Annotated in this window: 14 protein-coding genes and 2 pseudogenes; 13 read left to right on the plus strand and 3 right to left on the minus strand. The window is 46.1% G+C overall.

Annotated elements, in window-relative coordinates:
• Nucleotides 1-104 precede the first annotated feature (104 nt).
• Together AC04Q4_RS17270 and trkA are read right to left on the minus strand one after the other, a co-directional pair.
• Nucleotides 105-1545, minus strand: a pseudogene (locus tag AC04Q4_RS17270) (TrkH family potassium uptake protein).
• Nucleotides 1546-1560: 15 nt separating this feature from the next.
• Nucleotides 1561-2916 (minus strand): Trk system potassium transporter TrkA, encoded by a 1356-nt coding sequence (trkA, locus tag AC04Q4_RS17275; protein WP_173737494.1) that lies wholly within the window; start codon nucleotides 2914-2916, stop codon nucleotides 1561-1563.
• A gap of 396 nt (nucleotides 2917-3312) precedes the next feature.
• On the opposite strand from trkA, the gene AC04Q4_RS17280 reads away from it, so the two are divergent.
• The 3 genes from AC04Q4_RS17280 to AC04Q4_RS17290 are packed head-to-tail and all read left to right on the plus strand — an operon-like array spanning nucleotide 3313 to nucleotide 4448.
• The gene (locus AC04Q4_RS17280) at nucleotides 3313-3537 is read left to right on the plus strand and encodes a spore coat associated protein CotJA (protein ID WP_243097162.1); all 225 of its coding nucleotides are present in this window, start codon (nucleotides 3313-3315) and stop codon (nucleotides 3535-3537) included.
• Nucleotides 3537-3821, plus strand: coding sequence for a spore coat protein CotJB (locus tag AC04Q4_RS17285; protein WP_173756002.1), 285 nt, complete (start codon nucleotides 3537-3539; stop codon nucleotides 3819-3821). Before AC04Q4_RS17280 ends, AC04Q4_RS17285 begins: the two co-directional genes overlap by 1 nt.
• Before the next feature lie 3 nt (nucleotides 3822-3824).
• Complete coding sequence (locus tag AC04Q4_RS17290; protein WP_173756003.1) at nucleotides 3825-4448, plus strand: manganese catalase family protein; 624 nt, start codon at nucleotides 3825-3827, stop codon at nucleotides 4446-4448.
• A gap of 97 nt (nucleotides 4449-4545) precedes the next feature.
• Here the strand turns inward: AC04Q4_RS17290 and AC04Q4_RS17295 are convergent, their stop codons facing one another.
• Nucleotides 4546-8787 (minus strand): acyl-CoA dehydratase activase-related protein, encoded by a 4242-nt coding sequence (locus AC04Q4_RS17295; RefSeq protein ID WP_476389378.1) that lies wholly within the window; start codon nucleotides 8785-8787, stop codon nucleotides 4546-4548.
• A 337-nt stretch (nucleotides 8788-9124) separates the two neighbouring features.
• On the opposite strand from AC04Q4_RS17295, the gene tgt reads away from it, so the two are divergent.
• From tgt to AC04Q4_RS17345, 10 genes and pseudogenes are all read left to right on the plus strand, one after another.
• Nucleotides 9125-10276, plus strand: coding sequence for a tRNA guanosine(34) transglycosylase Tgt (gene tgt, locus AC04Q4_RS17300; protein ID WP_476389379.1), 1152 nt, complete (start codon nucleotides 9125-9127; stop codon nucleotides 10274-10276).
• 171 nt (nucleotides 10277-10447) lie between these two features.
• Nucleotides 10448-10762 (plus strand): preprotein translocase subunit YajC, encoded by a 315-nt coding sequence (gene yajC / locus AC04Q4_RS17305; protein ID WP_119239089.1) that lies wholly within the window; start codon nucleotides 10448-10450, stop codon nucleotides 10760-10762.
• 337 nt (nucleotides 10763-11099) lie between these two features.
• Nucleotides 11100-12440 (plus strand): SPFH domain-containing protein, encoded by a 1341-nt coding sequence (locus tag AC04Q4_RS17310; protein WP_476389380.1) that lies wholly within the window; start codon nucleotides 11100-11102, stop codon nucleotides 12438-12440.
• 15 nt (nucleotides 12441-12455) lie between these two features.
• Nucleotides 12456-13541 carry a TFIIB-type zinc ribbon-containing protein gene (locus AC04Q4_RS17315; protein ID WP_178774193.1) on the plus strand — a complete coding sequence of 362 codons (1086 nt, stop codon included), beginning with the start codon at nucleotides 12456-12458 and terminating at the stop codon, nucleotides 13539-13541.
• 13 nt (nucleotides 13542-13554) lie between these two features.
• Nucleotides 13555-14355 carry a TPM domain-containing protein gene (locus tag AC04Q4_RS17320; RefSeq protein WP_178774194.1) on the plus strand — a complete coding sequence of 267 codons (801 nt, stop codon included), beginning with the start codon at nucleotides 13555-13557 and terminating at the stop codon, nucleotides 14353-14355.
• A gap of 218 nt (nucleotides 14356-14573) precedes the next feature.
• Nucleotides 14574-15660: pseudogene (gene leuB / locus AC04Q4_RS17325) on the plus strand (3-isopropylmalate dehydrogenase).
• A 67-nt stretch (nucleotides 15661-15727) separates the two neighbouring features.
• Nucleotides 15728-17401, plus strand: a complete 1674-nt coding sequence (gene ilvD / locus AC04Q4_RS17330) for a dihydroxy-acid dehydratase (protein WP_173756009.1) — start codon at nucleotides 15728-15730, stop codon at nucleotides 17399-17401.
• A gap of 15 nt (nucleotides 17402-17416) precedes the next feature.
• Complete coding sequence (gene ilvB / locus AC04Q4_RS17335; protein ID WP_476389381.1) at nucleotides 17417-19099, plus strand: biosynthetic-type acetolactate synthase large subunit; 1683 nt, start codon at nucleotides 17417-17419, stop codon at nucleotides 19097-19099.
• Nucleotides 19092-20174 (plus strand): 3-phosphoserine/phosphohydroxythreonine transaminase, encoded by a 1083-nt coding sequence (serC, locus tag AC04Q4_RS17340; protein WP_015527147.1) that lies wholly within the window; start codon nucleotides 19092-19094, stop codon nucleotides 20172-20174. Before ilvB ends, serC begins: the two co-directional genes overlap by 8 nt.
• Nucleotides 20174-21337 carry a phosphoglycerate dehydrogenase gene (locus AC04Q4_RS17345; protein WP_173756011.1) on the plus strand — a complete coding sequence of 388 codons (1164 nt, stop codon included), beginning with the start codon at nucleotides 20174-20176 and terminating at the stop codon, nucleotides 21335-21337. The genes serC and AC04Q4_RS17345 overlap by 1 nt, the downstream gene beginning before the upstream one ends.
• Nucleotides 21338-21350 lie beyond the last annotated feature (13 nt).

Consider the following 21350-nt stretch of genomic DNA (forward strand, 5'->3'; position numbering starts at 1 on the left):
GAAAAAATGTGATTTGTGACGCAAAATAAGCAGAATATGACGCTAAAAGATAAAAGCCATGTAAAACAGAGAATTTAAACACTGCTTTACATGGCCTTTCAACATCAGAATTTCTTCCATGTCTCCCGAAGGAAAAGGATTAAAATGGGGAACAGCTCCAGTCGTCCTGCAAGCATATCAAAAGAAAGCACAAGCTTGGATAACGGAGAAAAGATTCCGAAATTTCCCGTAGGACCAATCAGAGAAAGACCAGGACCTACATTATTTAAAGTAGTGGCAACTGCTGTAAAGTTTGTCACAAGGTCAAATTCATCGAAACTGATGATAAAAATGGATGCAGCCATAAGCATCAGATACACGATCATATAGATGTTTGTGGCACGCATGACCTCATGGGATACTGCTTTTCCATCCATTTTAATCTTCTTTACTGCATTGGGGTGCAGATAAAGATGCAGTTCTTTACGAACAGATTTTGCAAGGAGCAGAAGACGGGAGATTTTGAATTCCTCCGCCTGTACTGCCTGCACATGCTCCGCAGAATGTGAGCAGCACCAGAATCGTCCTGGATACCGCGGGCCACTGGTTATAATCCGTGGTAGCATAACCGGTAGTTGTGATAATGGAACCCACCTGGAAAAAGCTCTGTTGAAGTGCTTCCCATACATTGTTGAACAGATGACGCACATTGAAGGTGATCATCAGTGCGGAAGCAATGATAACAATAAAATAACAGCGAACCTCTTCGGACTTCAGTGCCTGTGAAAACTTTTTTGTAAGGAGCAGAAAGTAGACATTGAAGTTGACACCGAACAGGATCATAAATACTGTGATCACAATCTGTATATATAAGCTGTAGCTTCCCATACTGTCTGCCTTGATGCCAAAGCCGCCGGTTCCGGCAGTACCAAAGGCTGCACAGAGACTGTCATAAAGAGGCATGCCACCAAGAAGCAGAAGTATGATCAGAACAACAGTCAGGGCAATGTAAATCTTATAGAGAATTTTTGCAGTTGCCTGAACTTTCGGCAGCAATTTGCCTACAGAAGGACCAGGGCTCTCTGCTTTCATAAGGTTCATGTGATAACCGCCTGCCAGCGGCAGCAGTGTCAGGATAAATACAAGAACTCCCATACCACCGATCCAGTGGGAAAAACACCTCCAGATATTAATACAGTAAGGCATCTGTGAAGGATCGGAGAGAATACTGGAACCGGTCGTGGTAAATCCGGAAACAATCTCAAAAAAAGCATCAATAGGGTTGGGTATAGCTTTGCTGAGCACAAAGGGCACAGCACCTACAATACTGAGGACGATCCAGCTGAGTGCTGTTGTCACAAGACCCTCACGTGCATAAAAAGCTTTTTTTGTGGGTTTGCGGCTGACCAGCGGAACGCCGACAGCCAGGCATGCCAGTATTGTGATCAGAAAAGCGATGCCGGCTTTTTCGCGGTAGATCAGAGCTGTGATTCCGGGAAGCAGCATACATACAGCTTCTACGTTCATGATCCATCCCAGTATATAAACAATAATCGAATAATTCATTTTTCGGTACCTTTTCTACGCAAGAATATCTGTGATGTCACGGAGGCCTTTGTGTGTAGTAACAATGATAACAGTGTCACCGACCTGAATGGTATCCTGACCACGGGGGATGCGGATACGACCGTTACGGTTAAGACAGCCGACCAGAAGATTTTTGCGGAGATTCAGGTCTGCAAGAGGAATATCTGTCACCTGGGATTCTTCACGAATGGCGAATTCCAGGGCTTCTGCGTTGCCGTCCAGTATATGATAAAGAGTTTCCACATTGCTTCCGATACTATTTTGTGTGGCACGAACATACTGCAGGATATAATCAGCAGTGATGTTCTTGGGATAAATAATGCTTCCGATATCAAGCGTATCAATGACATCATCGAATTCCAGACGGTTGACCTTGGCAATCAGCTTGGCATCGGAGATACTTTTGGCAAAAAGGGCAAGGAAAACATTCTCCTCATCCAGATTGGTAAGGGTGACAAAGGATTCGGATTCTGTAAGTCCTTCTTCAAGAAGGAGAGAACGGTTTGTTCCATCACCGTTGATAATGGTTGCTTCAGGAAGCAGCTCGCTTAAATGCTCACAGCGTTCTTTGTTCTGCTCGATGATCTTGACATCGATTTTCATATCAAGAAGTGCAAGGGTAAGATAATAGGAAATGGTTCCACCACCTACGATGATGCAGTTCTTGACCTGATTGGTCTTGAGGCCGATCTTGCGGAAAAAGCTTGCTGCATTCAGCGGGGAAGCCAGGATGGAAACCATATCACCGTTGTGGATGATGTGATCACCGCCGGGAATGGATACATTGTCAGGACTCTCGATAGCGCAGACAAGGATATCGCTGCGGAAAGTGTCGGAAACCTGAGATACACTCATTCCGTCAAGCTTAAATTCCGGAAGAACCTTGAATTTAAGAAGCTCTACACGGCCACGTGCAAAGGTGTCGATCTTGATTGCTGATGGAAAACGGAGAAGTCGTGAGATTTCCTGTGCAGCGGCAAGCTCCGGGTTAATGATCATGGTAACACCAAGACGTTCTTTGATGAAGCCGATTTCTTTTCCATAAATTGGGTTTCGGACACGGGCGATAGTCTGACAGTGGTTGGCCTTCTGTGCGATCAGGCAGCAGAGAAGGTTCAGTTCGTCAGATGCAGTTACTGCGATCAGGATATCCGCAGTGTCAACGCCTGCCTCCATTAAAGTATTGATGCTGGCACCATTACCGACGATTCCCATAGCGTCGATATTTTCACAGAGATCATTGATCTTATCGGCGACAATGTCGACCAGAGTAATATCAATATCCTCTGCCTGAAGCTGCTCTGCAAGGTTTCTGCCAACTTTGCCGCAGCCTACAATAATTACCTGCATAATTTCCTCCTTCAATAGCCGGCTAGGGCTACAATCATAAGTAAAAATGCCTATCAGTGTAAAAATAGGCAAGGATATTATAGCACTGTAACCAGGATTTTTAAACAGTAATATTTTCTTCTATTTATTGAAAAAAATGATAGAAACATAGAGATTTATGAAGGAAAGAATGTTTTTTGAAAAAGAAGAGGAAGGGGATTTTCACATATTGGAAAAAATATCATAAAATATACCGTGATCATGAATGAAAGGAATTCGCTTATGGATCGATTTCAGATGAATCGTTCGGGGTGCAGACCGTATAATTATACATGTGGAATGAATAATACGTCTTTTCCCCGCAATGATCGTTCATCTTCAGATATGCAAAACTGCAGCAGACAGAACAGCAGCTGCATGAATAATCAGAAAGATCAGAAAGAAGGCTGCAGCTGCAAAATGCCGGGAATCAAGCCGTCTCAGGAAATGTATTCTCATCTGAAGCATCTGGTTCCGGCCATGGCTTATGTACCATGCCAGGAGTTTGCACCTACTTTTGAACTTCAAAAGGCTCTTCAGGTCGGAACGATCTTTCCGGAACTTTGCAAGCCATTTTGTGGCAGGAGAGGAGGACGCAGATAATGACTGGAAATGAGAATTGTGCTTCGAAAAAAGAACTTTTGCAGTCCATCAATCAGGTAAGCTTTGCTATTAATGACCTTCTTCTTTTCCTGGATACTCATCCGCATGAAAAACGGGCGCTGGAATATTTCAGTGAACTTAGTGCCAGAAGAAATGAGCTTCTGAAAAAATACGCAGAACTCCACGGGCCGCTGACTGTTGATACAGCAAACGACAGCTGCCTCAGATCCTGGCAGTGGATGGAACAGCCGTTTCCATGGGAACAGGAAGGAGGATGCAGATAAGTTATGTGGAATTATGAAAAAAGACTTCAGTATCCTGTAAACATTAAAACTCCGAACGCAAAGCTGGCCCAGTTTATCATGAGCCAATACGGCGGGCCGGATGGCGAAATAGGAGCTTCCATGCGTTATCTTTCCCAGCGTTTTACTGCTCCGAACAGGATGACTGCGGCAGTTCTCAATGATGTTGCGACAGAAGAACTGGCACATCTGGAAATGGTATCCACCATTGTCCATCAGCTGACCAGGAATCTTTCCATGGAAGAGATCGAGAACAGCGGACTTGGACCGTATTATATTGACCATACAGTGGGAGTATGGCCACAGGCGGCAGGAGGAGTGCCGTTTAATGCCTGTGAATTCCAGAGCAAGGGTGATCCGATCACGGATCTGTTTGAAGACCTTGCAGCAGAGCAGAAAGCACGCTCCACTTATGATAATATCCTCCGTGTGGTAAGAAATATTCCGGAGGTTGCTGACCCGATCCGTTTCCTTCGGGCAAGAGAAGTTGTGCATTTCCAGCGTTTTGGTGAGGCACTTCGTTCTGTTCAGGAACAGCTGGATGCAAAAAATTTCTATGCTTTTAATCCTAGCTTTGATAATCCGTGTAAAGCGTCCTGCGAAGATTGATGAAATAAGAAAAGCTGCACAGCTGTTTCTGTTATTCCTGAAAACAGCCGTGCAGCTTAAATATTTAAAATTTACAGTTTATGTCTGCTGCGTATTATTACGATTTCTTTTTATCATCCTTATGCAGATTCTTCTGTGCAGTGGAGAGCATCAGCTTGATTCGGTTCAGCTGGTTTACCTCACTTGCACCCGGATCATAATCAATAGCAACGATGTTTGCTTCCGGATGCTCGCGACGAACTTCCTTGATGACACCTTTACCTACGATGTGATTTGGCAGGCAGCCAAATGGCTGGATGCAGACGATATTCGGAACGCCGCCGTGGATCAGCTCCATCATCTCACCTGTCAGGAACCAGCCCTCACCAGTCTGGTTTCCGGCAGAAACGATCGGAGAAGCCATTTTTGCAAGGTCACGGATATCAGCTGCAGGTGTAAAGTGACGACTCTGCTCAAGAGCTTCGTTAGCAGTTTTGCGCAGCCAGTCAATAGCCTTAAGACCTAAGTTGGCAATGGTAGCCTTGGATTTTTTGAAGCCAAGCTTCTCAACCTTAAAGTTTTGGTTGTAGAAGCAGTAGCAGATAAAGTCGATCAGATCCGGAACAACCGGTTCTGCACCCTCTGCTTCCAGAAGATCTGCAAGGTGGTTGTTTGCTGCCGGAAGGAATTTAACAAGGATCTCACCTACAATACCAACACGAGGCTTTTTCTCATCGGAAATCGGGATGGTATCAAAATCGTGAACCATTTCACGGCACATTTTCTTAAAGGTACCATGGCTTACGCTGCTGCCTGTTACGAAGGCAATGACGCGCTGCTCCCAGATCTTGTGCTTGCGGTTTACGATACCTTCCTCAAGCTCATATGGACGCATGCGGTATACACATTTCATCAGGATATCACCGAATACGGCACCGTAAACAATACGCTTGATCAGCGGCAGTGTCAGTTTGAATCCAGGGTTGCTCTCAAGGCCGCTTAAGTTCAGGGAAATAACCGGAACCTGCTCCATGCCGGCTTTTTTCAGGGCACGGCGGATGAAAGCGATATAGTTGGAGGCGCGGCAGCCACCGCCTGTCTGAGACATGATGACTGCAGTTTTGTTCAGATCATATTTACCGGAAAGAAGGGCATCCATGATCTGTCCTACCACCATCAGGGACGGGTAGCAGGCATCATTGTTTACATATTTAAGACCCACATCAACGGCGTGCTTATTGTCGTTTGGGAGGACTTCCAGGTTGTAGCCGGATGCGTTAAAAGCAGCCTCAAAGATTCCGAAGTGGAAAGGAGACATCTGTGGGCAGAGGATGGTGTATTCCTTACGCATCTGCTTGGTAAAGGATACTTTCTCAATGGAAGCCGGCTTGATGTTCCTCTTTTTATTCTGCGCCTGTTTTGCACGGATGGCAGCAATCAGGGAACGGATACGGATTCTTGCAGCACCAAGGTTGTTGACCTCATCAATTTTCAGACAGGTGTAGATCTTGTCACTTCCGTCCAGGATTTCATAAACCTCATCTGTAGTAACTGCATCAAGTCCGCAGCCAAAAGAGTTCAGCTGGATCAGATCCAGATCATCTCTTGTTTTTACAAAGTTTGCAGCAGAGTAGAGACGGGAATGGTACATCCACTGGTCATTAACACGGATCGGACGCTCTATATGGCCAAGGTGAGCAACAGAATCTTCGGTAAATACAGCGATTCCGTAGCTGTTGATCATATCCGGGATTCCATGGTGGATCTCAGGATCGATATGATACGGACGGCCTGCAAGAACGATTCCGCGGCGTCCTGTTTCTTTCAGGTACCGGAGAGTTTCCTCGCCTTTTTTCTGCACATCGCGGTGTACTGCGGACAGCTCATCCCATGCTTTATGTGCAGCTGCTTTTACCTCGGCGGCAGGAATGTCAGGGAATTCTTCTACAAGCCGGTTGGTCAGGATTTCCTCGGAGGTAAAGGCCATGAACGGATTGCGGAAAGTGATGGACGGATCGTTAAGCTCGTCCACGTTATTCTTGATATTTTCCGCATAGGAAGTAACGATCGGGCAATTGTAGTGGTTGACTGCATCCGGGAACTCATTTCGCTCATACGGAATACATGGGTAGAAGATAAATTTCACACCATTGCGGATCAGCCATGTCACATGTCCGTGAGCAAGTTTTGCAGGATAGCACTCGGATTCACTTGGGATGGACTCGATACCCAGCTCATAAATCTTACGTGTGGAAGTCGGAGAGAGCACTACCTGATATTTCAATTCAGTAAAGAAGGTATACCAGAACGGATAGTTCTCAAACATATTCAGCACACGTGGGATACCGACCTGTCCGCGGGTTGCCTTATCTGTAGAAAGAGGTTCGTAGGAAAAAATCCTCTTATATTTATAGTCAAAAAGGTTCGGGATATGATCCTTGTTTTTCTCTTTTCCAAGGCCGCGCTCGCAGCGGTTTCCGCTGATATATTTACGTCCACCGGAGAATTTGTTGATGGTCAGACGGCAGTTGTTGGTACATCCACGGCAGTTAGCCATGGAAGTGGTATACTGCAGACTGTTGATCTGATCGATGGAAAGCATGGAAGTTTTTTCTCCTTCCTGATAACGCTCTCTTGCGATCAGAGCTGCACCGAAGGCTCCCATGATTCCTGCGATATCCGGGCGGATAGCCTGGCAGTCGGCGATTTTCTCGAAGCTTCGAAGAACCGCATCGTTATAGAAGGTACCACCCTGTACAACGATGTGTTTTCCAAGCTCTGAAGCATCGGAAACCTTGATAACTTTGTAAAGGGCATTCTTGATAACGGAGTAGGCAAGACCAGCGGAGATATCTGAAACCTCGGCGCCTTCTTTTTGAGCCTGTTTAACTTTGGAATTCATAAATACAGTACAACGTGTTCCAAGATCAATCGGATGCTTTGCAAAAAGTGCAGCTTTTGCGAAGTCCTGTACTGTATAGTTCAGGGATTTGGCGAAAGTTTCGATAAAGGAACCGCAGCCTGAGGAACATGCCTCATTCAGCTGTACGCTGTCAACGGTCTGGTTGCGGATCTTGATGCACTTCATATCCTGACCGCCGATGTCAAGGATACAGTCAACTTCCGGGTCAAAGAAAGCAGCTGCATAATAATGGGAAACAGTTTCAACCTCGCCCTCATCAAGAAGAAGAGCGGCCTTGATCAGTGCCTCTCCGTATCCGGTAGAGCAGGAAAAAGCAATCTCTGCATCATCAGGAAGCAGCTCGTAGATTTCCTGGATGGAGCTGATAGTGGTTTTCAGCGGATTACCGTTATTGTTGCTGTAGAAAGAATAGAGAAGAGTTCCGTCTTCACCTACCAGTGCTGTCTTTGTAGTGGTGGAACCTGCATCGATTCCCAGGAAGCATTTCCCCTTATATGTAGAAAGGTCGCCTGTTTTTACCTTGTAGGCACTCTGGCGGTCATGGAAAGCCTGGTAATCTTCTTCTGTTGCAAAAAGCGGCTTCATACGCTCAACTTCGAAGTCAAGCTTTATGGTAGTACGCATGCGTTCTTTCAGCTCGATCAGGGATACATTCACATCCTGTTTCGCATTCAGTGCAGAACCGATAGCTGCGAACAGATGAGAGTTATCCGGTGCGATAATGTGTTCGTCATCCAGCTTCAGAGTACGGATAAAAGCAGCCTTAAGCTCTGAGAGGAAGTGGAGCGGTCCGCCCAGGAATGCTACATGTCCGCGGATCGGTTTACCGCAGGCAAGACCTGAAATGGTCTGGTTGACAACTGCCTGGAAAATAGAAGCGGAAAGGTCTTCCTTGGTAGCGCCGTCATTGATAAGAGGCTGGATATCTGTCTTGGCAAAAACACCGCAGCGGGCTGCAATCGGATAGAGTGCCTTGTAATGCTTGGCATACTCATTAAGTCCTGGTGCATCTGTCTGGAGAAGGGAAGCCATCTGGTCGATGAAGGAACCTGTACCTCCGGCGCAGATACCGTTCATACGCTGCTCAACGTTTCCGTTTTCAAAATAGATGATCTTGGCATCCTCGCCGCCCAGCTCGATGGCTACATCGGTTTTAGGGGCAAGCTTCTGAAGGGAAGTGGAAACAGCAATAACCTCCTGGACAAAAGGAATTTCCAGATGGTTGGCAAGCGTCAGTCCACCGGAACCTGTGATTACCGGGCAGAGCGTAAGCTCGCCAAGCTGGTTTTCGGCCTTCTGAAGAAGATCTGCAAGTGTTTCCTGGATATTTGCAAAATGTCTCTTATAATCAGAGAAAACAAGGTTATCATTTTCGTCTAAGATGGCAATCTTGACAGTGGTGGAACCAATGTCAATTCCAAGTGTGTGTTTCTTCATAAAAAATTGATTTCCTCCTTGCTGTATCTATAAAGGGGTTGCCCGCTTCTGACATATTTGCCGGGCGGGAGTTATTTCTTCTTATTAAAAAGGATTTTTAAGCGAATACTCTATATTATACGATATCGTTTAAAAAATGGCAATGTAAAAGTTTAACAATCAGTAGCAGAAAAGAGAAAAATGTGTTATGATATTGTCCAAAAGCTCTGGCAAAATATTGACGGGGCAGACTCGTATCAGTGCATAGTCCTGTAATGCGGACTGTGAGTGCGAGAATGAAGAAACAGCAGTGCGGATCGGAAATATCCGCCAGACTGATTTTCAGAAGGGAAATGAAATGGCAGAATATAAACTGATTACAACAGAAGGAAGAGCGAAAAGAGGAGAATTCAAGACTGTTCATGGAACGATTCAAACTCCTGTTTTCATGAATGTAGGAACAATTGCTGCAATTAAGGGAGCTGTTTCCACGGTAGATCTTCATGAGATCGGTACGCAGGTACAGCTGTCCAACACGTATCATCTTCATGTGCGCCCCGGAGACAAAATCGTGAAACAGCTTGGAGGACTTCACAAGTTTATGAACTGGGACAGACCGATCCTTACCGATTCCGGCGGATTCCAGGTGTTCTCCCTGGCGAAGCTCCGCAAGATCAAGGAAGAGGGAGTTTATTTCAACTCTCATATTGATGGTCATAAGATATTTATGGGCCCTGAGGAAAGTATGCAGATCCAGTCCAATCTGGGCTCTACTATTGCAATGGCTTTTGATGAGTGTCCGAGCAGTGTGGCAGACAGGGACTATGTACAGAAGTCCGTGGCACGTACCACACGTTGGCTGAAGCGATGCAAGGATGAGATGGCACGTCTGAACAGCCTGCCTGATACGATCAATAAGGAACAGCTTCTTTTTGGTATCAACCAGGGTGCTGTTTATGAAGATATCCGTATTGAGCATGCTCAGGCAATCGCAGAGTTGGATCTGGACGGATACGCAGTAGGCGGACTTGCTGTTGGTGAGAGCCATGAGGAGATGTACCGGATTCTGGATGAGGTGGTACCGAACCTTCCGCAGAACAAGCCGACTTATCTTATGGGAGTTGGTACTCCGGCTAACATTCTGGAAGGTGTTGAACGTGGTATTGATTTCTTTGACTGTGTATATCCAAGTCGTAACGGCCGCCATGGTCACGTGTACACCAACCATGGAAAAATGAATCTTTTCAATGCCAAGTATGAGCTGGATTCCAGGCCGATCGACGAGGAATGCAAGTGCCCGGCCTGCCGTCACTACAGCAGGGCATATATCCGCCATCTTCTCAAGGCAAAGGAAATGCTGGGAATGAGACTTTGCGTGCTTCATAACTTGTATTTCTACAACCATATGATGGAAGAAATCCGTGACGCACTGGATGCCGGCAATTTTGCAGCATATAAGAAAATGCGCCTGGAAGGATTTGAGGAAGGCAAGATCAACGGCAACCGGTAATAAAGATATTCCGTAAGAGAAATAACTGTTGGAAATTACAAGAAAAACCTTGAAGAATCAGGGATTTTTGTGTATGATAGTACGAAGTGACACTTTTTATAGCAATTTACCGCTATAGGTCAGAAACGGCGGGAAACCGCATAAGAATTGATTTTATCAGGAGGAATTGGAATGATCGCATCATCTACAGCAGCAGCTGGCGGACTTAGTGCAGGTCTTGGTATCGTCTGGATCATAGTTCTTTTTGCAATTATGTATTTCATGATGATCCGTCCGCAGAAGAAGGAGCAGAAGAGAACTCAGACAATGTTAAACAGCATGGAGGTTGGTGACAGTGTTGTTACTACCAGCGGTTTTTACGGAGTTGTTATTGATATGACAGAGGAAGATGTTATCGTTGAGTTCGGTAACAACAAGAACTGCCGTATCCCAATGAGAAAACAGGCAATCGCCGAGGTTGAGAAGGCAGATCAGGCATCTGCTTAATGCAACCGGAATATGAGAGTGGAGAGAGGCACTGCGCTTGAAGCGCGGTGCCTTTTTTGGGCTACTGAGGACGGGAAATTTGGCAGCCCGGATGCAGTTCTCTGCTGAGTTGCCTTGTTGTTTGAAATAATCAGAAACGGAGAAGTCAGCGGGCCGATTTCATTTTTGACGATATATGCCGAAATAACAGGATATGTGAAATATTGAATGGGAAAAGAGTAGATTTTTCGTGAAAATCGTGCAATAATGATATTACTATCAGAAATGAGAGTGCATCATTTATTATAATATATTAAAATAGTAAACAGAAACAAGAATTCAGAAAGGGGTCGGTTTTATGGGGCTTATAAGAGCAGCGGCAGGTGCAGCAGGAAGTACAATGGCAGATCAGTGGAAAGAATTTTTTTACTGTGAGGCAATGGATAAAGAAGTGATGGTAGTAAAAGGAACGAAGCGTACATCATCCAGATCTTCCAATAAGAGAGGCAGTGACAATATCATTACCAGCGGAAGCGGGATCGCAGTAGCAGACGGTCAGTGCATGATGATCGTAGAGCAGGGGAAGGTTGTGGATATCTGCGCAGATCCGGGAGAGTATACTTACGACGCATCCACAGAACCAAGTATTTTTGCAGGAAGCCTTGGGGAAGGTATCCGCAGTACCTTCCAGACCATCGGCAAGCGTTTTGCATACGGTGGAGATACAGGTAAGGATCAGAGGGTTTATTATTTTAATACCAAGGAGCTGGTAGATAATAAATTTGGAACTCCGACACCGATCCCGTTCCGTGTTGTGGATTCCAGGATCGGACTGGATATTGATGTGTCTGTGCGTTGTCATGGCGTATATTCCTACAGGATTGCAGATCCTCTTCTTTTTTATACAAATGTGTGTGGAAATGTAGAGCAGGAGTACACAAGAGAGGAACTTGACAGTCAGCTGAAAACAGAGTTTGTCAGCGCACTGCAGCCGGCTTTTGGACGGCTTTCCGAGCTGGAGCTCCGTCCCAATCAGATCGTAACCCATAATACAGAGCTTGAGAATGCAATGAATGAGGTTCTTTCTGCCAAATGGGAGCAGCTTCGCGGTCTGAAGGTTGTAAGCGTTGCACTTGGGTCTGTCACACTTCCGGATGAGGATGCAGAGATGATCAAACAGGCACAGCGCACTGCAATGATGCGTGATCCTTCCATGGCAGCAGCCACACTGACCGGTGCGCAGGCAGATGCCATGAAAGCAGCAGCGTCTAATTCAGCAGGTGCCATGACCGGCTTTATGGGAATGGGAATGGCATCCAATGCAGGCGGACTGAATGCGCAGCAGCTTTTTGAGATGGGACAGAAGCAGCAGGCACAGGCGGCAGCACAGAACACACAGCCTCAGCAAAAGATCCAGCCAGCAGCAGACGGAGATTCCTGGACATGTAGCTGCGGTGCAGTTTCCACAGGCAAGTTCTGTCCGGAATGTGGCGCACCAAGACCTGCAGATGAGAGCTGGACCTGTTCCTGTGGTACTGTGAACAAAGGTAAATTCTGTATGAACTGCGGAGCCAGGAAACCGGAGAAGAAGATGAGATATCGTTGCAGCAAGTGCGGATGGGAACCGGCTGACCCGGAGAATCCACCGAAATTCTGTCCGGAGTGCGGAGATCCTTTTGGAACGGAGGATGCTGTGTAAGCAGGAGGTGCAAATATGGCGAAAATGCAGGAATTTAAGTGCCCGTGCTGTGGCGGTTCCATAGAATTTGACAGTTCCGTGCAGAAGATGAAGTGCCCATATTGTGACACGGAATTTGATGTTAAGACATTGTCAGAATATGCGCAGTCTGTGGAAGAGGAAGAGCCGGAGGATATGAGCTGGTCGGATGAGGCCGGTGATGAATGGCAGGAAGGGGAAAGCGAAGGTTTACGTACTTATGTGTGCAAATCATGTGGCGGTGAGATTGTGGGTGATGTCAACACTGCAGCTACTGCCTGCCCGTTCTGTGGAAGTCCTGTAGTTATGACGGGAAATCTTTCCGGAGTACTGAAGCCGGACTATGTGATCCCATTTAAGTTAGATAAAAAGGCAGCCAAAGAGAAGCTGAAGCAGCATTTTACAGGCAAACGGCTTCTGCCAAAAGCTTTTAAGACGGAGAACCATATCAGTGAGGTAAAGGGAATTTATGTTCCGTTCTGGCTTTATGATACAGATGCCAATGCAGATATCCGCTATAAGGGAACAAAGACCCGATTTTGGAGCGATAAGGACTATGATTATACAGAAACCAGCTATTATTCCATACACAGAAAAGGTTCGATCGGTTTCGATCATGTGCCTGTGGATGGTTCCAAAAGCATGGAGAATGATCTGATGGAATCCATAGAGCCTTTTGATTTCAGGGAGGCGGTAGATTTTCAGACAGCTTATCTGGCCGGATATTTTGCAGATAAGTACGATGTAACGGCAGAAGAGTGTATAGAACGTGCCAATGAGCGTATCCGGCGCAGCACAGAGGATGCTTTCAGGGGTACCGTAAAAGGCTATTCAAGTGTGGTTCCTGAGAATACCAATATCCGGCTGAAGAACGCAACTACGAAATATGCCCTGTATCCTGTCTGGGTCCTTCAGACCAGGTGGAAGGGTGAGAACTACATATTTGCCATGAACGGACAGACAGGTAAATTTGTCGGCAATCTGCCTACTGACAAAAGTGCTTTTGCCAGATGGTTTGCAGGAACTACGGGAATCGTAACTGTGATTGCATACATCATCCTGTATCTTATCTGGGCATTGTAAGGAGGTAAGTGCTATGAAAAAAAGAATATCCCTATTTCTCACAGCAATCCTTTTATGTCTGGCATGCGCTTTTCCTGTATGTGCAGGGACAGAAGACCGTCTGGCAGATCAGGCCGGGCTTTTAAGTGCAGATGAGCAGGATACTTTAAGTGCTTCGCTGGATGATATCAGTGAACGGGGAGAAGTAGATGTTGTAATCGTCACCACAGACAGCCTCGGGGGAAAAACAGCCCAGGAATATGCGGACGATTATTTTACTGACCATGGTTATGGTCAGGGTGAGGACAGAGATGGAATCCTGTTTCTGGTAGATATGGGAGACCGAAACTGGGCCATTGCCACACATGGATATGCCATTGATGCGTTTACGGATGCAGGCCAGTCCTACATTATGGATCAGGTGAAGCCGTATTTAAGTGACGGGGATTACAGTGAAGCATTTCAGACTTTTGCCCTGCAGTGCGACGATTTTATCATGCAGGCAGAATCAGGAAAACCGTATGATGTAGATAATCTGCCCAAAGAGCCGTTTGATGTAGGTGCGAATCTTCTGATCGCAATAGGAGTCGGCATTGTGGCAGGTCTTCTCGTAACCGGAAATATGAGAAGAAAGCTGAAAACTGTGCAGAAGCAGGAGCAGGCAGCTTCCTATGTGCGGAAAGGCAGCATGGATGTAACAAAGAGCAACGATTTTTATCTCTACAGGACAGTGTCAAGAACTGCCAAGCCGAAAGAAGAGGAACACAGCGGCGGTTCCACCACTCATACTTCTTCATCAGGAGATACCTTCGGGGGTTCCAGCGGAAAGTTCTGAGAAGTTTTGACAGGCATAAATCGAAGACAAACAGAAGAAAAACAGCCAGGGCTGCCATACCGAAAAAAGGTATGGCGGCCCTTTTTTGAGGGGATGACAAAACTTTATCTATTTAATAGGTTGAAATCCGTCGAAAAGTGCGTTATGATAATAACAATTATCCACACCAGTGCGTTAAAATTTTACAGCACAGGGGAAATCGGAGGAGTGAATAAAAAATGGAGTACAAAATTGCCCTGATTCCAGGAGATGGAATCGGCCCGGAAATTGTAGCCGAGGCCAGAAAAGTTTTAGACAAAGTATGCGAGAAATACAGTCATAAATTTTCATACACAGAGGTTCTTTTAGGAGGTGCATCCATTGATGCTCACGGAGTACCTCTTACAGAGAAAGCCATTGCCCAGGCAAAAGCTTCTGATGCAGTACTGATGGGTTCCATTGGAGGAGATGCCAAGACATCCCCATGGTATAAACTGGAGCCGTCCAGACGTCCGGAGACAGGACTTCTTGCTATCCGTAAAGCACTGAACCTTTTTGCAAATCTTCGTCCTGCATATCTTTACAATGAGCTTCGCGATGCATGCCCGCTTCGTGATGAGATCATCGGAGATGGTTTTGACATGATCATCGTAAGAGAGCTTACAGGAGGACTTTATTTCGGAGCAAGAAAGACTACCGAAGAGAACGGAGTCCGCACAGCAGTGGATACTCTTTCTTATAATGAGAATGAAATCCGCCGTATTGCTATCAAGGCATTTGAGATCGCACGTAAGAGAAGAAATAAAGTAACAAGCGTAGATAAGGCAAACGTTCTTGATTCCTCCAGACTCTGGAGAAGCGTTGTGGAAGATGTTGCAAAAGATTATCCGGATGTAACACTGGAGCATATGCTTGTAGATAACTGTGCAATGCAGCTGGTACGTGACCCGAAACAGTTCGATGTTATCCTTACAGAGAACATGTTTGGAGATATTCTCTCTGATGAGGCAAGCATGGTGACAGGATCTATCGGAATGCTTTCTTCCGCAAGCTTAAATGAGACAAAACTTGGTCTTTATGAGCCAAGCCACGGTTCCGCACCGGATATCGCAGGCCAGAACAAGGCAAATCCGATCGCAACTATCCTTTCTGCAGCTGATGATGCTGAGATATTCTCTGGATCTTGACAAAGAAGCAGATGCAGTAGAAGCAGCAGTACAGAAGGTTCTGACAGACGGATTCAGAACAGGCGATATCATGTCAGACGGATGCAAGCTTGTCGGAACAAAAGAGATGGGAGACCTGATTGCAGATGCTATCGCATAAATAAACCGGAACAGATAAGCGATACAGAAACATATCGTAAAGAATAAAAAAAGGAGAATCCTGATAAATGAGAAGTGATACCGTAAGAAAAGGCACACAGCAGGCACCTCACCGTTCCCTGTTTAATGCCCTTGGAATGACAAACGAAGAAATGGATAAACCGCTGGTAGGAATCGTAAGCTCTTACAACGAGATCGTACCGGGACATATGAACCTTGACAAGATCGTAAACGCTGTAAAACTTGGTGTTGCAATGGCTGGCGGTACACCGGTAGTATTCCCGGCTATCGCAGTATGTGACGGAATTGCAATGGGACATGTTGGAATGAAATATTCACTTGTAACACGTGACCTGATCGCAGATTCCACAGAGGCTATGGCACTGGCTCATCAGTTTGATGCCCTTGTTATGGTACCAAACTGTGATAAAAACGTACCTGGACTTCTGATGGCAGCAGCAAGAATCAATGTTCCGACTGTATTCGTAAGCGGCGGCCCGATGCTTGCAGGCCATGTAAAAGGACATAAGACAAGTCTTTCCAGCATGTTTGAGGCAGTAGGCTCCTATGCAGCAGGAACCATCACAGCTGATGATCTGGCAGAATTCGAGAACAAAACCTGTCCGACCTGCGGATCATGTTCCGGTATGTACACTGCAAACAGCATGAACTGCCTGACAGAGGTTCTTGGAATGGGCCTGAAAGGAAACGGTACCATCCCGGCCGTATATTCCGAGCGTATCCGTCTTGCAAAACATGCAGGAATGCAGGTAATGGAAATGTACAGAAGGAACATCCGCCCAAGAGATATCATGACAAAAGAGGCAGTTTTGAATGCCCTCACTGTAGATATGGCACTTGGCTGTTCCACAAACAGCATGCTTCATCTTCCTGCTATTGCACACGAGATCGGAATGGATTTTGATATCAGTTTTGCAAATGAGATCAGTGAGAAGACTCCGAATCTCTGCCATCTTGCACCGGCAGGCCCGACTTACATGGAAGATCTTAACGAGGCCGGAGGTGTCTATGCAGTTATGAACGAGCTGAACAAGATCGGACTTCTCCATACAGAGTGTATGACAGTAACAGGAAAGACAGTCGGAGAGAACATTAAGAATTGTGTAAACCTGAATCCGGAGGTTATCCGCCCGATCGACAATCCATATACAAAGACAGGTGGACTTGCAGTACTGAAGGGAAATCTTGCACCGGACGGCGGCGTTGTAAAACGTTCCGCAGTTGTACCGGAGATGCTGGTACATGAAGGCCCTGCACGAGTATTCGACAGCGAGGATGATGCAATTGTGGCTATCAAGAGCGGTAAGATCGTAGAGGGTGATGTAGTCGTTATCCGTTATGAGGGACCAAAAGGCGGTCCTGGAATGAGAGAGATGCTGAACCCGACATCTGCCATCGTAGGAATGGGACTTGGTTCTTCCGTAGCCCTGATCACAGACGGACGTTTCAGCGGCGCATCCAGAGGAGCCGCTATCGGACACGTATCACCTGAGGCAGCAGTAGGCGGCCCGATCGCACTGGTTGAGGAAGGCGATATCATCAGCATCAACATTCCGGAGCTGAAACTGGAGATTAAGGTTTCTGACGAGGAGATGCAGGCAAGAAGAGAGAAATGGCAGCCAAGAGAGCCGAAGGTAACAACAGGTTATCTGGCAAGATATGCTTCCATGGTAACATCCGGAAACCGCGGTGCAATCCTGGAAGTACCGAAAGCAAAATAAGGAGGAACGAAAGACATGCAGCTTACAGGTGCAGAGATCATCGTAGAATGTCTGAAAGAACAGGGCGTTGACACCGTATTTGGATATCCGGGCGGCGCGATACTGAATGTTTACGATGCCTTATATGAATACAAAGATGAGATCACGCATGTACTGACTTCCCATGAGCAGGGGGCATCTCATGCTGCTGACGGCTATGCGAGAGCTACCGGAAAGGTAGGTGTCTGCCTGGCAACATCCGGTCCCGGAGCCACCAACCTGGTAACAGGAATTGCTACTGCATACATGGACTCCGTACCCATGGTAGCCATTACTGCAAATGTAGGAAGGCCACTCCTGGGAAGAGATTCTTTCCAGGAGGTTGATATCGCAGGGATCGTAATGCCTGTGACAAAATACAGCTTCATTGTAAAAAATATTGAAGATCTTGCAGACACGTTGAGAAGAGCATTCTATATTGCAAAAAGCGGAAGACCTGGTCCTGTTCTTGTGGATGTTCCGAAGGATATCACAGGAATGAAATATGAATACGAGCCAGTTCGTCCTGCAACAGTCAACCGTGAGGTCAGGAATATCCGTAAAGAAGATATGGACCAGGCACTGGAAATGATCAGAGAAGCAGAGAAACCGTTTATTTTCGTGGGTGGTGGCTGTGTGATCTCAGGTGCAGACAGGGAAGTACGTGAACTTGCTCACAGAATCCAGGCTCCGGTTTGTGATACTTTGATGGGCAAGGGAACTTTCCCGGGAGAAGATCCTCTCTACACAGGTATGGTAGGAATGCACGGAACAAAAGCTTCCGACCTTGGTGTAACAGAATGTGACCTTCTGATCGTTCTCGGAGCACGATTCAGTGACCGTGTAACAGGAAATACGAAGACTTTTGCACATAATGCAAAGATCCTTCAGATTGATGTGGATGCAGCTGAGATCAACAAAAATATCACAGTGGATGCAAGCGTGATCGGAGATGTGAAAGAAGTTCTGAAACGTCTTCTTGAGGAAATTCAGGAGAAAGAACATCCGGATTGGGTTGCTCATATCCAGAACCTGAAAGCAAAATATCCGCTGAATTATGATCACACACAGCTTACTGGACCATATATTATAGAGAAGCTTTATGAGTTGACAAACGGTGATGCCATCATCTCCACAGAGGTCGGACAGCATCAGATGTGGGCGGCACAGTATTATAAATATAAAGAGCCGAGAACGCTTCTTACTTCCGGTGGACTTGGAACCATGGGTTACGGCCTTGGCGCTGCAATTGGCGCGAAGATGGGCAGACCGGAAAAAATAGTTGTAAATATAGCAGGTGACGGATGCTTCCGTATGAATATGAATGAGCTGGCAACAGCTGCACGCTGTGGCAGACAGCTGATCCAGATTGTTATGAACAATCATGTACTGGGAATGGTGCGTCAGTGGCAGACGCTTTTCTATGGAAAGAGATACTCTTCCACAGTACTGGATGACGCCGTTGATTTTGTGAAATTATCGGAGGCACTGGGTGCAAAAGCCATTCGTGTGACAAAAATGGAGGATGTGGAACCTGCACTTAAGATGGCACTGGCAGCAGAGGGACCTGTCGTTCTGGATTGCTGGATCGATCAGGATCTGAGTGTGTTCCCGATGGTACCGGCTGGTGCGAATCTAGATGATGTATTTGACGAGGAGGATATGAAGAAACATGAGTAGAGTGTATAATTTTTCTGCCGGACCGGCAGTGCTTCCGGAGGAAGTACTCAAAGAAGTAGCTGATGAGATGATGGACTATAACGGCACTGGAATGTCCGTTATGGAAATGAGTCACAGAAGTGCAGCTTTCCAGGAGATCATTGATACAGCAGAGAAAGATCTCCGCGAGCTTATGAACATCCCGGATAATTACAAGGTACTTTTCCTCCAGGGAGGAGCATCCCAGCAGTTTGCCATGATCCCGATGAATCTTATGAAAAACAAGGTTGCAGATTATATCGTAACAGGTCAGTGGGCAAAGAAAGCTTATCAGGAAGCTCAGAAATACGGAAAAGCAAACAAGATCGCATCTTCTGAGGATAAAACCTTCAGTTATATCCCGGACTGCAGTGATCTGCCGATCAGCCCGGATGCAGATTACGTATACATCTGTGAGAACAACACCATTTATGGTACTAAATTCAAAAAACTTCCAAACACAAAAGGCAAGACTCTGGTAGCAGACGTATCCTCCTGCTTCCTGTCTGAGCCGGTTGATGTAAGCAAATACGGTATTATTTACGGTGGTGTTCAGAAGAACATCGGACCGGCAGGTATGGTTATCGTTATCATCCGTGAGGATCTGATCACAGAGGACGTTCTTCCGGGCACACCGACCATGCTTACATATAAGACACATGCAGACGCAGGATCTCTTTACAACACACCGAATGCTTACTGCATCTATGTATGCGGAAAAGTATTTAAATGGCTGAAGAAGATGGGCGGTCTGGAAGTGATGAAACAGCGCAATGAGGAGAAAGCAAAAATCCTTTATGATTACCTGGATTCCAGCAAACTGTTCAAAGGAACTGTAGTTCCGGAAGACAGATCTCTTATGAACGTTCCGTTTGTAACAGGAGACAAGGAAATGGATGCGAAGTTTGTCAAAGAGGCAACAGAAGCAGGCCTTGTAAACCTGAAAGGACACCGTACAGTTGGCGGAATGCGTGCCAGCATCTATAATGCTATGCCGAAGGCCGGCGTAGAGGCGCTGGTTGCATTCATGAAAAAATTCGAGGAGGAAAATGCATAATGTTCCAGTATCATTGCCTGAATCCTATTGCTGAGAAGGGACTTAAACTTTTCGGCGACAATTACAAAAAAACAGAGAGTGCAGATCAGTGTGATGCTATTCTTGTAAGAAGTGCAAAAATGCACGACATGGAGCTTCCGAAGAGTGTTTGTGCAGTTGCACGTGCAGGCGCAGGTGTCAACAATATCCCGGTTAAAGAGTATGCAGAACAAGGTGTTGTTGTATTTAACACACCTGGAGCAAATGCAAACGGCGTAAAAGAGCTTGTACTTGCAGGTATGCTTCTTGCATCCAGAGATATCGTTGGCGGCATCGAGTGGGTTGCACAGGAGAAAGATAAAGAGCACATTGGAAAACTTGCCGAGAAGCAGAAAAAACAGTTCGCAGGCTGCGAGATCAGTGGCAAAAAGCTTGGTATCATCGGTCTTGGAGCAATCGGAGCCATGGTTGCCAATGCAGCATGCGGTCTTGGAATGGAAGTTTATGGCTATGATCCGTATCTTTCCATCGATGCAGCATGGAACCTTTCCAGAACCATTAAACACAGCAAGAGCCTGGACGAGATTTACAGCCAGTGTGATTATATCACCATTCATGTTCCGCTTCTTGACAGTACAAAGAAGATGATCAATAAAGAAGCTTTCGACAAGATGAAGGACGGAGTGGTTCTGCTGAATTTTGCAAGAGATCTTCTTGTTGATGAGGATGCGCTGATCGAGGCTGTAGAGAGCGGTAAGGTTAAGAAATATGTGACTGACTTTGCCAATGAGACAGTTGCAGGACGCGAAGGTATTCTGGTAACTCCGCATCTTGGTGCTTCTACTGAGGAGTCTGAGGAGAACTGTGCGGAGATGGCTGTGAAAGAGATCCGTGATTACCTTGAGAATGGTAATATCAGGAATTCTGTGAATTATCCGAACTGTGATATGGGTACCTGTGTAGCTGTTGGAAGAATCTCTCTTGCACACAGCAACACACCGAATATGATCAGCCAGGTAACCAAGATCCTTGGATCTGAGGGACTGAACATTGCGGATATGACCAATAAGAGTAAAGGGGAGTTTGCTTATACTCTTATTGATCTTGAGAGTGCAGCTTCTGCGAAAGCACTTGATGAACTCAAGGAGATTGAGGGCATGTACAGGGTGCGTGTTGTTAAGTAAAGTAACAAGATTT

This window comes from Blautia sp. HA8986, assembly GCF_056504635.1.